16 protein-coding genes are annotated in these 14153 nt (G+C 33.0%); 14 read left to right on the top strand and 2 right to left on the bottom strand.

What is annotated here, in order from left to right:
- The first annotated feature begins 2 nt into the window (after positions 1–2).
- A complete protein-coding gene (locus ASD98_RS11440) occupies positions 3–857 on the top strand; it encodes a DUF4249 domain-containing protein (protein ID WP_056204560.1) in 855 nt (284 codons plus the stop codon).
- A 49-nt stretch (positions 858–906) separates the two neighbouring features.
- On the opposite strand, the gene ASD98_RS11445 is transcribed toward ASD98_RS11440, so the two are convergent.
- The gene (locus ASD98_RS11445) at positions 907–2265 is read right to left on the bottom strand and encodes a hypothetical protein (RefSeq protein WP_056204563.1); all 1359 of its coding nucleotides are present in this window, start codon (positions 2263–2265) and stop codon (positions 907–909) included.
- A 220-nt stretch (positions 2266–2485) separates the two neighbouring features.
- Here ASD98_RS11445 and ASD98_RS11450 point away from each other — a divergent pair, with 220 nt between their 5' ends.
- The 6 genes from ASD98_RS11450 (at position 2486) to ASD98_RS11475 (ending at position 8233) form a co-directional block, all read left to right on the top strand.
- The gene (locus tag ASD98_RS11450; protein WP_056204565.1) at positions 2486–3250 is read left to right on the top strand and encodes an alpha/beta fold hydrolase; all 765 of its coding nucleotides are present in this window, start codon (positions 2486–2488) and stop codon (positions 3248–3250) included.
- A gap of 56 nt (positions 3251–3306) precedes the next feature.
- A complete protein-coding gene (locus ASD98_RS11455; protein ID WP_056204568.1) occupies positions 3307–3651 on the top strand; it encodes a phage holin family protein in 345 nt (114 codons plus the stop codon).
- A 116-nt stretch (positions 3652–3767) separates the two neighbouring features.
- Positions 3768–5093 (top strand): trigger factor, encoded by a 1326-nt coding sequence (locus ASD98_RS11460; RefSeq protein ID WP_056204569.1) that lies wholly within the window; start codon positions 3768–3770, stop codon positions 5091–5093.
- Positions 5094–5421: 328 nt separating this feature from the next.
- Positions 5422–6096, top strand: coding sequence for an ATP-dependent Clp endopeptidase proteolytic subunit ClpP (clpP, locus tag ASD98_RS11465; RefSeq protein WP_053471615.1), 675 nt, complete (start codon positions 5422–5424; stop codon positions 6094–6096).
- A gap of 164 nt (positions 6097–6260) precedes the next feature.
- Positions 6261–7493 carry an ATP-dependent Clp protease ATP-binding subunit ClpX gene (gene clpX / locus ASD98_RS11470; RefSeq protein WP_056204571.1) on the top strand — a complete coding sequence of 411 codons (1233 nt, stop codon included), beginning with the start codon at positions 6261–6263 and terminating at the stop codon, positions 7491–7493.
- Between the two features lie 107 nt (positions 7494–7600).
- A complete protein-coding gene (locus tag ASD98_RS11475; RefSeq protein WP_056204573.1) occupies positions 7601–8233 on the top strand; it encodes a murein L,D-transpeptidase catalytic domain-containing protein in 633 nt (210 codons plus the stop codon).
- A gap of 171 nt (positions 8234–8404) precedes the next feature.
- On the opposite strand, the gene ASD98_RS11480 is transcribed toward ASD98_RS11475, so the two are convergent.
- Entirely contained in the window at positions 8405–9370 is a 966-nt protein-coding gene (locus ASD98_RS11480) for a GlxA family transcriptional regulator (RefSeq protein ID WP_056204575.1), read from the bottom strand.
- A gap of 142 nt (positions 9371–9512) precedes the next feature.
- Between ASD98_RS11480 and ASD98_RS11485 the strand changes: the two genes are divergently transcribed.
- From ASD98_RS11485 to serB, 7 genes are all read left to right on the top strand, one after another.
- Positions 9513–9923, top strand: coding sequence for a VOC family protein (locus ASD98_RS11485; RefSeq protein ID WP_056204577.1), 411 nt, complete (start codon positions 9513–9515; stop codon positions 9921–9923).
- 15 nt (positions 9924–9938) lie between these two features.
- Positions 9939–10343, top strand: a complete 405-nt coding sequence (locus tag ASD98_RS11490) for an SRPBCC domain-containing protein (RefSeq protein ID WP_056204579.1) — start codon at positions 9939–9941, stop codon at positions 10341–10343.
- Between the two features lie 27 nt (positions 10344–10370).
- Positions 10371–10775 (top strand): SRPBCC family protein, encoded by a 405-nt coding sequence (locus tag ASD98_RS11495; protein ID WP_056204582.1) that lies wholly within the window; start codon positions 10371–10373, stop codon positions 10773–10775.
- 115 nt (positions 10776–10890) lie between these two features.
- Positions 10891–11298, top strand: a complete 408-nt coding sequence (locus ASD98_RS11500; protein ID WP_056205424.1) for a VOC family protein — start codon at positions 10891–10893, stop codon at positions 11296–11298.
- Between the two features lie 2 nt (positions 11299–11300).
- Positions 11301–11744, top strand: coding sequence for a hypothetical protein (locus ASD98_RS11505; protein ID WP_056204587.1), 444 nt, complete (start codon positions 11301–11303; stop codon positions 11742–11744).
- Between the two features lie 83 nt (positions 11745–11827).
- On the top strand, positions 11828–12259 hold the full coding sequence (locus tag ASD98_RS11510; RefSeq protein WP_056204589.1) for a VOC family protein: 432 nt from the start codon (positions 11828–11830) through the stop codon (positions 12257–12259).
- A gap of 235 nt (positions 12260–12494) precedes the next feature.
- Positions 12495–13724, top strand: a complete 1230-nt coding sequence (gene serB / locus ASD98_RS11515; protein ID WP_056205426.1) for a phosphoserine phosphatase SerB — start codon at positions 12495–12497, stop codon at positions 13722–13724.
- Positions 13725–14153: the final 429 nt, after the last annotated feature.

Raw genomic sequence — 14153 nt, forward strand, 5'->3', positions numbered from 1 at the left:
AGATGAAAAAATATATAGTATTTCTCTTTGCTTTAATAATAACAAGTTGCTCAAAAGAGGACTTTAGTGAACAAAAAAGCCTGGAATCAAAAATAGTGGTTGAAGGCTGGATAGAAGAAGGTGATTTTGCTAATGTTTTATTGTCGAGCAGCATTCCGGTTACAGATGTTATTGATTCTACAAATGTTTTAAATCATGTGATTCGATCGGCAAAAATTACAATTTCTGACGGTGTGAACTCAGAAGTTTTAAGAGTGAAAAATGATAAAAACAGAATTCCGCCTTTTGTGTATTTTGGTTCTACTTTAAAAGGAGAAGCAGGAAAAGAATATTCTATTAAAATTGAATACCTAAATCGTGTTGTTGAAGCGGTAACATCAATTCCGAAATCAGTGCAGTTAAAAAGTGCAGCATATATAAAGAAAAACCCGATAGATACAACTGGTTATATTTTTGTGAAATTTGATGATCCGTCAGCCGAAAAAAACTATTATCAAATCGCTACAAAAATTGACGGCGAAGAACCTATTTTTGTGCCTTCATTTTATGGGAATTTAGACGATAAAAACTTCGAAAGTTCTTCGATTTCTGTCCAAATAAACAGAGGAGTTTTGTTGTTTCCTAAAACAAAATTTACACCTTATTTTGCAGATGGAGATTTGATTTATGTAAAATTAAGAACTCAAACCAAAGAAGCATTAGATTTTTGGAACAGCTGGCAAAACGAAATCGTAAACAGCAAAAATCCTATTTATCCATCAAACACAAGTTTAAAATCGAATATAAAAGGCGGAATAGGTATTTGGGCAGGATATGGGCAAAGTACTATAATTGTGAAAACACCTCCAAAAAAATAAAGCCGATTTGAAATATTCCAAATCGGCTTTAAACTATATTTTTTTAAAACTATTTTTCTTCTTTCTCGAAAGCTTTAATGAAATCTTCAAATTTACTTTGGAATGTATCAAATCCTTCAGAGAAGTACGTACTCATAGAAACTTCAGTATTGTCATCGAATTTTAAATAAACTACTTCATCTAGGTATGGTTGAGAAAATGATTCTCCATTGCCCTCATTCCAGTTTGCCCAATATGCATTTTCAGCATCCCAAACTGGTAATTCAAAAACATAAGGGTCACCACTTTCTTCTGAGTGCTGAACAAGTTCGGCGATTTTAGTTCCGTCTTTTTTAGATACTAAAAACAACTTCATGTTTTTGTTGAAATTAGCTGCAGTTCCCTGAGATATTTTTAGTTCATAGGTATTTAATGCAGTATAATATGCTTTGAAGTTACTATTAGCATTGTTATATGAAGGTTGAGTAGGACGAATATTATTTTTGTGCAGGGTTTCTGCATCTGTAGCAGCTGCAGCTAAATCCATATCAGCAACAATGATAAAGTTATCCATTAATTGGAATAAACCATTTGCTTTACCTCTATATTGAGTAAGTTCTTCATTAGCAAGTAATTTGTCAATCTCAGCATTACTTCCGGCATTAAAGTCAATTAGAGTTTTTCCGTTGTAGTTAAGAGAGGCTTTTGAAGTATTTTGCGCTGCTTTTACACTACTCATTTCCCATGTATAACCATCGTTTAAAGTCATTTTGTATGCAAAATCAGTAGGGATTTCTTTTCCGTTAGCATATTTTGCAGTTTGTGTAAATACAGCCGATTGCGCATTATCAATTGTTAAAACAGCATCTGCAGAAGTTGGAAGAAAGAAATAGTCAGTTATTTCATTCCCGTCATAATAATTAGTGTTGAATTTTACTTTTATGTCAGATGAAACACTTTTAGAAGAAAAAACAGCATTGTTTGCAGTTTGAGATTCTTTGGCAGGAAAAACAAACTTTAACTCTGTAGTTGAAGCTGTTTTTACCCATTTTTTATTTGTATTATTCCATGTATAAACGGCATAAACACCAGAAACGTTTAAAATATCTTCAATGTCATTATCATCTTTTCCTTCAAAAAGATCGATTTTATCAACCCCTAACAATCTTGATAAATTGGCTAATGCTTCAATAGCCCCAGAACTTTTTGTTTTGTCCAGCTCAACAAGCATTTGGTTTGCTTCAGCTTCTAATTTTAATTTTTGCTCTTCAGGAGGTAATTTAGAATAAGGCTGTTTAATAATTTCAGCAATTTGCTCTTCTAATGATAATTCTGTTTCTGGTTTAGTTTCATCATTGCTTTCGTCGCTTGAACAGGAAACCATAAGCTGCGAAGCAACTAATGACAATAAAAGGAATTTTTTAATCATAAATGTGTTATTAATTAATGGATTTAAATCAATGATTTTTGGTTTTGATTTTGTGACGCAAGATACTTTATTTGATTCTATTAATTTTACGGGATCACGTAAAAATGTAAACTTTTTTCTATTAATATTAATTATAAAAAATATCTTGAAGAACACATTCTGTTACAGATTAATAGATAAGTTTTTTACATTTGTAACACAATTTTAAAAGGAAAATTTAATGCTTTACTCAAAAATAGAAGGCGAAGGAAAACCATTTATCATCATGCATGGATTTCTTGGAATGTCTGATAATTGGAAAACTCTGGCAGGACAATATGTCGAAGCCGGATTTCAGGTTCATATTTTAGATTTAAGAAATCACGGACGCAGCTTTCATTCTGCCGAATGGAGTTATGAAGCCATGGTTCAGGATGTTTTTGAATATTGTCAGGCAAATCAATTAACAAGAATTGACATTTTGGGACATTCAATGGGCGGAAAAGTTGCCATGCTTTTTGCGACAACTCATCCAGAAATAGTTGATAAACTAATTGTGGCCGATATTGGCCCGAAATTTTACAAACAGCATCATCAGGATATTTTGGCAGGTTTAAATGCAGTTGATTTTTCTGTAAAACCAAGCCGAAATGATGTTGAAGCAATTGTTGCACAATATGTTTCTGATTTTGGAACGCGCCAGTTTTTATTGAAAAATTTATATTGGAAAGAACCGGGACAGCTCGCTTTTCGTTTTAATTTGGAGGTTTTTAATAATAATCTCGATGCTATAGGGAAACCTTTGGCAGAAAATTTAATTTTTAATAAACCTGCTTTATTTATTAGAGGAGGAGAATCAGGATATATTTTAGATACAGATTTAGATGAAATAAGAAAACAATTTCCAAATTTTAAACTAGAAACTATTCCAGGAGCAGGGCATTGGCTTCATGCAGAAAACCCTAAATTGTTTTTTGAGCTGACAACAGGGTTTTTAAAAGAGTAATTACTTTTTGATAAAAATTTTATTACTTTTATTAAAACTTTAAATTTTAAAAAACTATGAAACTTATACTCAGACTACTTGTTACCGCTGCTCTGGTGTTATTAATTGCTAATTTTTTACCTGGCGTTGTTGTTACCAGTTTTGGGACAGCAGTAATTGTGGCAGTGGTTTTAGGATTGCTAAATGTTTTTATAAAACCAATTTTGGTAATATTGACCTTTCCTGTTACAGTAATTACGCTGGGGTTATTTTTACTGGTCATTAATGCCATAATTATTATATTCTGCACGTATATAGTAGGAGGTTTTGCAGTCGATTCGTTCTGGACGGCATTATTCTTCAGTATTATTTTGTCAATCCTGCAGTCTATTACTTATAAAATATTAGGTGACGATAAATAAAACAAAATAAAAATACGTTTAAAACGTGTTAAAATACAATAGATTAAAAACTTGGTTGGGTTGCAAAAATTTTATAATTTTGCAACCCAATTTTATTATGTAAATTAAAGAAGAAGATGGATATTAAAAGAGTAGCAACAGACGCTGTGAATGAAACAATTGTATTGACAGTTGTTCACATGGATTATAAAGGTCAGGTAGCAAAAAGAATAAACGAAAAAATGCCATTGGCTACCGTAAAAGGTTTTAGAAAAGGACAAGTTCCTAAAGACCTTGTTGAAAAACAATACGGAAAAGCAATTAAGCAGGAAGAAGTTAAGAAAGTAGTTGATTTGGCTTTAGAGCGTTTTGTTCAATCTGAAAGATTAAACCTTTTAGGAACTCCTCTTGCTAAAGAAAGCGAAAACTTTGACTGGGATGCTGAAGAACTAACTTTTGAATATGAAATTGGTTTAGTGCCAAACTTCGAAATTGACTTAGAAGCTAAAAACAATATCGTAAAATATATCGTTACTGCTGATGATAAATTAATCGACGGACAAGTAGAGCGTATCCAAAAACAATTCGGAAAAGCAAATCCAGTTGAAAAAATCACTGCTGATTCTGATATTACAGGTACTTTCGTAAACGAAGAAAACGGAATCGAAAACAAAACAACTTTTTCATTATCAGTTTTTAAAGATAAAAAAACAGCTGATTTATTCATTGGAAAAGAAGTTGGCGATGTAGTTACAGTAAACACAAAAGGTTTGTTTGAAGACGATCACCAATTAATGGATTACTTAAAAGTAGGTCACGATAATGTTCACGATTTAGCAGTTGATGTTGCTTTTACAATTGAAGCAATCAATGTTTCTGAACCAGCTGAATTAAACCAGGAATTATTTGATAAACTTTTTGGTGAAGGAAAAGTAGCTTCTTTAGAAGATTTGAAAGCTAAAATTAAAGAAGATGCTGAAGCTCAATTCGCACAGCAAGCAGACCAAAAATTATTATTGGACGTTCAGGATTTCCTAATCGAAAATACAAAATTTGATTTACCGGCTGAATTCCTTAAAAAATGGTTACAAACTGTTGGAGAGAAAAAACTTTCTGCAGAAGAAGCTGAAGTTGAATACGCAAGATCTGAAAAAGGGTTACGTTTCCAATTGATCGAAGGAAAAGCAATGGCTCAAAGTAATATCCAAATTACATTTGAAGATTTGAAAGCTTTTACAACAAACGCTATCAGACAACAAATGGCTCAATTTGGTCAAACAAATCCAACTGACGAAGAAGTTCAGGGAATTGTGGCTAGAGTTCTATCTAACCAGGAAGAAGTAAAAAGATTATCTGAGCAAGTTGTTGCTGAAAAATTATTGGAAGTGTTCAAAGAAAAAGCAAATCCAACAACTAAAGAAGTTACTTACGAAGAATTTATTGCAGCTTCTTACGGAGAATAAATTTTAGTCTAAAGTCTAAAGTTAAAAGGTCGAAAGTTAACGGAATATAGTTAAAGCTTTATTTTAAAATTTAAGATTTTATTACAGAAACTGAAAGATAAAAAAAGTTATATTTGAGCGTCAAAAGATATTTTTGACGCTCTTTTTTTTGTTTCAGATTTTATCTTTGTTTCAAGTTTCAAATTGCTATATGTTACGAAAGATGAAACAGAACAAACCTGAAACAAAAAATAAGACAAATTGACATCCTTTATAAAAAGGTATGAACTTTGTTAAATTCGTTTAAGTCACTTTCAGACTTTAGACTTTCAAACTTTAAACTAAAAATATGAACTACGGTAAAGAATTCAAAAAATTTGCTACAAAGCACCAAGGAGTAAACGCTATGTACTATGACAAAATCATAGCTGCGATGAACCCAACGAATATGACTCCATATATCATCGAAGAACGTCAGTTGAATATTTCTCAATTAGACGTTTTTTCAAGATTAATGATGGACAGAATTATCTTTTTAGGAACAGGTATCGACGACCAAATCGCTAATATCGTTCAGGCTCAGTTATTATTTTTAGAAAGTGCTGATGCATCAAAAGATATCCAGATTTATTTAAATTCTCCAGGAGGAAGCGTTTACGCAGGATTGGGAATTTATGACACAATGCAATTTATTAAACCAGATGTAGCTACAATTTGTACAGGAATGGCAGCTTCTATGGGAGCAGTTTTATTATGTGCAGGAGCAGCAGGAAAACGTTCGGCTCTGCCACATTCTCGTGTAATGATTCACCAGCCATCTGGAGGAGCACAAGGTGTAGCAACAGATATGGAAATCAACTTACGTGAAATGTTGAAATTAAAAGATGAATTATACCACATCATTTCACAGCATTCAGGACAAACTTTTGATAGAGTTCACAAAGACAGTGAACGCGATTATTGGATGATCGCTGAAGAAGCAAAAGAATACGGAATGATTGATGAAGTATTAAGAAGAAGCTAAAAATTAGTTTCAGGTTTTATGTTTCAAGTTGCTTTGGCAAACCTGAAATCTGAAACTTTAAATTTTAAACAAAAATATTAAGCTGTAAGGAGTTAAGTTTTAAAGTTTTAATCAAAAAAGCTTAGAAACTTAGTATCTTTGCAGCTTAGTAACTTAAATAAAGAATGGCAAAAGTAGTATTAGAATGTTCGTTTTGTGGAAGAAAAAAGCCAGAAACTAATTTATTAATTGCCGGTATTAATGCACATATTTGCGATAAGTGTATTGAACAGGCACACGGAATTGTTCTAGAAGAATTAAAATCAAGCGGAAGCGCGAAACTTGTTGGCGATTTAATTTTAAAGAAACCAAAAGAAATCAGAGCTTTCCTGGATCAATACGTTATTGGTCAGGACCAGACAAAAAAAGTAATGTCGGTTGCGGTTTACAATCACTACAAACGTTTAATGCAGCAGCAATTAGATGATGAAGTAGAGATTGAAAAAAGTAACATCATTATGGTGGGTCAAACCGGAACAGGAAAAACATTGGTTGCTAAAACAATCGCAAAAATGTTAGACGTTCCTTTGGCTATTGTTGATGCAACAGTATTAACAGAAGCCGGTTATGTAGGAGAAGATGTTGAAAGTATTTTAACACGTCTTTTACAAGCTGCTGATTATGATGTAACCAAAGCAGAAAGAGGAATCGTATTTATTGATGAAATTGATAAAATTGCCCGTAAGAGCGATAATCCATCGATAACACGTGATGTTTCTGGTGAAGGTGTACAACAGGCTTTATTGAAATTATTAGAAGGAACAGTTGTAAACGTACCACCAAAAGGAGGGCGTAAACACCCGGATCAAAAATTTGTTGAAGTAAATACACAAAATATCTTGTTTATTGCAGGAGGAGCTTTTGATGGAATAGAGCGTATTATTTCTAAACGTTTAAACCGTCAGGCAGTTGGATATTCTACTTCTAAGAATGTAGATAATATCGATAAAAATAATCTGCTTCAGTATATTATTCCAAAAGACATTAAAGATTTTGGTTTGATTCCGGAGATAATTGGTCGTTTACCGGTATTGACACATATGGATCCTTTAGATAAGGAAACACTTCGTGCTATTTTGACACAGCCTAAAAATGCATTGGTAAAACAATATCAGAAATTATTTTTAATGGATGAAGTTGAGTTTACGATTACAGATGAAGCTTTAGATTTTATTGTAGACAAAGCTTTAGAGTACAAATTAGGAGCTCGTGGATTACGTTCGCTTTGCGAAGCAATCTTAACAGATGCAATGTACGAGTTACCAAGTTCTGATGATAAAGTTTTATCAATCGATAAGGATTATGCAGAACATACCTTAAGTAAAAATTTATTGAAACGAATGGAAATTGCTTCTTAATTAGTAATTGACTTTTATAATATTTGGAAACCTGCTCATTTTATTTGAGCAGGTTTTTTTATACTTTTAAAGTAAGTTTCGTTTTGGATTTTGTGTAAATTGTCAGCATGAAAAATATGATTTTTGTAATTGGTTTAGCTTTGATTTTATCTTGTAATCAAAAAGATAAAAAAGAAACAATGGTTTCTAAAAATGAAAACAAAATAAAAGTAATTGAAGAAGAAAAGCCTCGTCCTGAAGTAGATTATAGCAAATTTTATAAAGAAGCAAAACAATACTGCCTTCAAAATAATTTGAATAAGGATAAATTTATTCTAATCGATCTAGGATTGCATTCTGGTCTAAAGAGATTCTTTATTTATGATTTTAAGAAAAATGCAATTACAAAATCAAGTATGGTAAGTCACGGCTGCGGTGACAATAGATGGGGTGCAACAGCTACTAAAGAAAAACCACAGATTAGTAATGAATTTGATTCGCATTGTTCCTCATTGGGTAAATATGTCATTTTAGATCGAGGTGTGAGTCAATGGGGAATAAAAGTAAATTACATTTTGCAGGGAAAAGACAAAACCAATTCAAATGCAAGAAATCGCGCTATAGTTTTGCATTCCTGGGAAGCAGTTCCTGAGAATGAAGTTTATCCCGAAGGAACACCAGAAGGCTGGGGTTGTCCTGCAGTTTCAAATGAAAGTATGAAAGAAATTGACGAACTTTTAAAAACAAACAAAAAGCCCTAATGTGGATTATTAAAACATAAGTTTTCAAAGACTTTTTTCTAATGAAAATTGAAAGTCATAAATAGCCCTGATCGAAACGGCATCCTTTTGCTGTGGGGTTCACAGCAAAAGATAGAGTGTAGAGCAGGGCTGAAGGTTATTTTGAAAAACGAAATTTCTGCTTTTAAAAATCTACTGAACCCTAAACTTCTCCCGATATTCAATAGGTTTCATACCCACCATTTTATAAAACACCTTTCTAAAGGCTTTTGGGTCATTATATCCGGTTTTTTCGATAATTTCTGAAATCGAAAGCTGTGTTTGTTCCAAATATTTCTTTGAACTCTCAACTCTAATATTCTGCAGATACTCGATTGGTGGAATTCCCGTAACTTGTTTAAAACGGCGTGTCATGTTTCTGGCACTTGTTGGAATATCTTTTGTAATTTCTTCCAGTTTTTCTATGCTGTGATACTGGCTTTCAATTTTTTGCTGCAGCATCGCAACCAAAGTGTCATTATGCAAATGATTCGGCCTAAAAGTGCTGAAATAACTTTGTTTATAGCGGTTTAAATCAATAGAGAAAATCTTAGCGATTTGTACCGCAATTTCATTTCCGCAATATTTCTGAACCAAAAGAATCAATAAATGAAATGTTGAGGTAGATCCGCCGCTGGTATACAAACTTCCATCCGCCGTTAAAGTTTCTTCGGGTTTTAATTTCACCATTGGAAAAGCTTTTGTAAAAGCACTGCAAGCATCGACATGAGTTGTTGCCAGCTTTTCATTCAATAATCCAGAAGCGGCGAATAAAAAAGCACCTGTACAAAAACTTGCCAATTCGGCTCCTGCCTGATGTTGTTTCTGTAACCACGGAATAAACTTTTTATTCTTCGCAATCATTTCACTCATATTATCTGTAGTAAAAGCCGGAATCAAAATCAGCTCTAAAAGTGTATCAGAATCTTCGATAGAGTTAATTTCATAGTCAAACAAACGTTCCTGATTGATTTGTTCTGCCAGTTGAAAAAGCATAATTTCAAATGGTTTTTCGGTTGCTTTACTTAATTTATTTGCAGTTTCAAAAACTTCTAAAATTGCGGCTATACTTAATAATTTATAGTCGTGAGGAACGATTAAACCTACTTTATTGCTCATGATCTTGTGGTTTTTTGGAGGATTGGCTTTATTACAAAAGTAATAAAATTGTCTTAAATGCCCCTAAAGTTGACTTTTAATGTATCATAAAGGCCATTCTAAAATTCTAAATTTGTTTTAAATAATTGTAACTTTATATATTATGGAAACGAAAATGTATTTAAATCTGGCTGTAAAAGAGCTAAATAAAGCAATAAAATTTTTTAATGAATTAGGTTTTCCTACGAATCCGAAATTTACAAATGAAAAAGGAGCCTGTATCGTTATTGGTGAAAATATCTATCTCATGATTTTGGCAGAAGAGTTTTATCAAACTTTTACAGATAAGAAGATTTGCGATTCTCATACAACCAGCGAAGCCCTTATTTCTATTTCTTTAGGATCAAGAAAGGAAGTTGATGAAATGATTGAGAAAGCGGTTAAGGCTGGCGGGACTGATTATAAAAGAGAACAGGATTATGGATGGATGTACCAAAGAACTTTTCTTGACTTAGACGGACATCATTGGGAAGTTTTCTATATGGATGAAAGTCAGATTCCGGAACATATGTAATTTAAATTTAGAAAAATGATTACAGTTCAAAATACAATTAATGCCTCTATAGATAAAGTATGGGATTTCTGGATTTCTCCAGAACACATACAAAACTGGAATTATGCTTTTGATGAGTGGCATACGCCTTATGCAGAAAATGATTTACAGGTAGATGGTAAATTTAAATATGAAATGGCAGCCAAAGATAAAAGTGCAGGTTTTGATTTTGAAGGGAAATATACCAAAATAGAAATATTTCGATTAATAGAATATAAACTTTTGGATGACAGAACAGGAAGTATTCATTTTGAAGATTATGGTGAGAAAGTAAAAATCACAGAAGTATTTGAACCAACAAAAGAAGATTCTGAAAGTATGCAGAAGCAATGGTGTCAAAACGTAATTGACAATTTTAAAAAATATGTTGAAAGTGTTTAATAAGTATAAATTTTAAATATATAAATAATGATAACAGTACAAAATACAATCAAAGCGCCAATAAACAAAGTTTGGGATTTTTGGACACTACCGGAACATATTACAAAATGGAGTTTTGCTTCTCCAGACTGGCATACGCCTTATGCTGAAAACGATATTAAACAGGGCGGAAAATTCAAATCGACCATGGCCGCAAAAGACGGAAGCATGAGTTTTGATTTTGAAGGAGAATATACTTTCGTAGAACCAAACAAAACGATAAAATATGTTATGGCCGACGGAAGAAAAGTTGAAATTACTTTCAAAGAAACTTTAGACGGGGTAGAAGTGACAGAAAGCTTCGACCCGGAAACACAAAACCCTGAAGAAATGCAGCGTGGAGGCTGGCAGGCAATTTTGGATAACTTTAAAAATTATGCCGAGGCAAATTAGTTCTTGTTAGGTACAAAGGCTAAAAAGGGAGAGGTTTAAAGAAAAAAAACTTAGAACCTTAGTAACTCAGAATCTTAGCACCTTAAAAAAAATGTTTAACGAAAAATATCAAAGAATGACGAAACAAATATGGTTAAATCTGCCTGTGAAAAGCGTGGCAAAAGCAAAAGATTTTTTCTGGAAAATAGGCTTCTCTTTTAATGAGCAGCACGATACGCCAAGTTCAACCTGCATGGTTGTTGGCGAAGGACATTTTGTAGTAATGCTGTTTGAAGAATCACTTTTTGAAGGTTTTTCACAAAACAAAATAACCGATACAAAAGCAAGTTCTGAACTTTTGATCTCGATCGATGCAGAAAGTAAAGAAGAAGTTGATGAACTGGCTCAAAAAGTACAAGATGCAGGAGGAACTATTTTTTCTCCTCCAGCTGAAAGTCAAGGGTGGATGTACGGCTTTGGCTTTGCCGATGTAGACGGACATCGCTGGAATGTTTTATTTATGGATTTTACTAAACTATCTTAATTATGGAAACTTTAGAATTTAAAATAAGAATTAAAGCCCCGGCTCAGAAAGTTTGGGATGTTTTATGGAATGATGAAACCTATAGAAAATGGACAAGTGTTTTTTGCGAAGGATCTCATACCATAAGTACTTGGAACGAAGGAGATAAAATACATTTTATGACACCAAGCGGAGAGGGAATGTATAGTATAATTGAAACAAAAACTCCAAACGAATATATGGCTTTTAAGCATATAGGCGAAATAAAAGATTTTAAAGAACAGCCTCTCGATGAAGAAACAAAAAAATGGAGTGGTGCAATGGAAACCTACCGATTAATTGAAGATGGTGAATTTACAGATTTAATTGCCCGTAATGATTCGGTTGAAAAATATGTCGATTATTTCAAAGATGTTTTTCCTAAAGGTCTGGAAGTGGTAAAAGAACTTTCAGAAGAAGGGAAATAGAAGAAAGAAAATAGAAACAAACAAAAAACAAAGAGAAGACATTAACAATTTATAATTTACAATTAACAATTAAAAAAAATATCATGGCAACAGTTAACCCTTATTTATTATTTAACGGAAATTGCGAAGAAGCATTTCTATTTTACAAATCCGTTTTTGGTGGAGAGTTTCCTTATATCGGAAAATTTAAAGAAATGCCAAAAGAAGAAGGCTGTGACGAAGTTTCAGCAGAAGATGCAGAAAGAATTATGCACGTTTCCCTGCCAATTGGAAACACAATTTTAATGGGAAGCGACAGTTCTACAAGATTTGGTGATCTGCCTTTTGGAGAAAATTTTTCAGTTTCAATTAATACAGAAAACACAGAAGAAGCAGACCGAATTTTTAACGGGCTTTCGGCTGGTGGTAAAATTGAAATGCCTTTGAATAAAACGTTTTGGGGCGCTTATTTCGGTATGTTCAAAGATAAATTCGGTATAAACTGGATGGTAAACTTTGACGAAAACCAAAAATAGTTTTTCCGCCACGAATTCACGAATTTTTAAACAGTATATTTTTATATAATTCGTGAATTCGTGGCGAAAAAAACAAACCCACTTGTTACGTTATTTTAATAGTAACGTATTATTGTTAAATTACTCAAAAAAGCGCATGGATATGCGCTTTTTCTTTGCAAAAAAAACAATGATTATTCTTTTTTATCACCAAGAGATTGTCGATTTTTGTCGCTTCAAAATCAATTTAGATAAAATGGCAATAGAAGATAAAGAGATTATTTTATTAAAAGTCTCAGGACACGATAAAATAGGGGTGACAGCAGGATTAACAGCTGTATTGGCGGCATACGATGCTAATATTTTAGATATTGGTCAGGCCGATATTCATGACACGCTATCTTTAGGTATTTTATTCGAAATTGAAGCGGGTTCATCTTCAGGACCTGTTCTAAAAGATTTGCTTTTTAAAGCTTATGAACTAGAAATTAAGGTAAAGTTTATTCCAATTTCTATCGAAGATTATGAGAAATGGGTAAAATCACAATCTAAGCAACGATATATTATCAATATTTTAGGCGAAAAACTGGCAGCGTCGCAATTGGCTGCGGTTACTAAAATAATGTCAGATCAAAATTTGAATATCGATTCTATTATACGTTTAACAGGTAGAACTTCGATTGTAGAAAAAGAAGAATATCCACGTTCTTGTATTCAACTATCTGTAACGGGCGAAATTGTAAATAAAATTGTCATGACGGCGAGTTTTATGGAAATTTCAAGAACTTTAAACGTTGATATTTCTTTTCAGGAAGACAATATTTACAGAAGAAACCGTCGTTTGGTTTGCTTCGATATGGACTCTACTTTAATCCAAACCGAAGTAATCGACGAATTGGCAGAACTAAATGGAGTAGGAGATCAGGTGCGAGCCATCACAGAATCTGCAATGAATGGTGAAATTGATTTCAACGAAAGTTTCAAGCAGCGTATGGCGTTGTTAGAAGGTTTGAGCGAAGAAGTTTTGCAAAAAGTAGCAGAAAATTTACCAATCACACAAGGCGCGCATCGTTTAATGAAAGCCTTAAAATATTACGGCTATAAAACTGCAATTCTTTCAGGAGGATTTACTTATTTTGGAGAATACCTTCAAAAAGAATTAGGTATCGATTACGTTCATGCCAACCAATTAGAAATTAAAGACGGTAAACTAACCGGAAAATATATAGGGGACATCGTAGATGGTTTAAAGAAAGCCGAACATCTAAAAGCAATCGCAGAAAAAGAAGGAATTCACATCAACCAAACTATTGCAGTTGGCGACGGTGCAAACGATTTGCCAATGCTAAACTTAGCTGGTTTAGGAATCGCCTTCCACGCAAAACCAAAAGTAAAAGAAAGTGCTTCAACCTCAATTTCAAGTTTAGGACTTGATGGCGTTTTGTACCTTTTAGGATATCACGATAGATATATTGATATGATGTAAGACTAGTTTGTTTCCCTGAGCGACGTCTAAGGGCTTTCATGTCGAAAAGGACTTCGAGTTCGCTCAGCCTGACAATCAATAAAAAATAAAAACCTTAGTTTTAAATAAAGACTAAGGTTTTTTTTATGGGCATGTCCCTCCGGGTCGGGCTATACGTTACAATCTTTTGTGTCTCGTTAAAGAAACGAGACACAAAAGGATTTCCACTTCTATCCCTCATGCGATTAGTGGAATTAGCGTTTTAAAGAGAAAATAAATTTAAAAGCAGATTTATTTTAATTGCCTCCTGCTTTAGCTAGAGGAATAAGAATTGACAAAAATTAAGGCTTTAGCCAATTATTTAGCGATGCAAATTCGGCTAAAACCTAACATTATTATGTTTAAAACCCCTAGCTAGAGCTATAAAAAAATTCGTGACAATTCGTGAAA

The sequence above is a fragment of the Flavobacterium sp. Root186 genome, from assembly GCF_001428525.1.
Lineage (GTDB): Bacteria > Bacteroidota > Bacteroidia > Flavobacteriales > Flavobacteriaceae > Flavobacterium.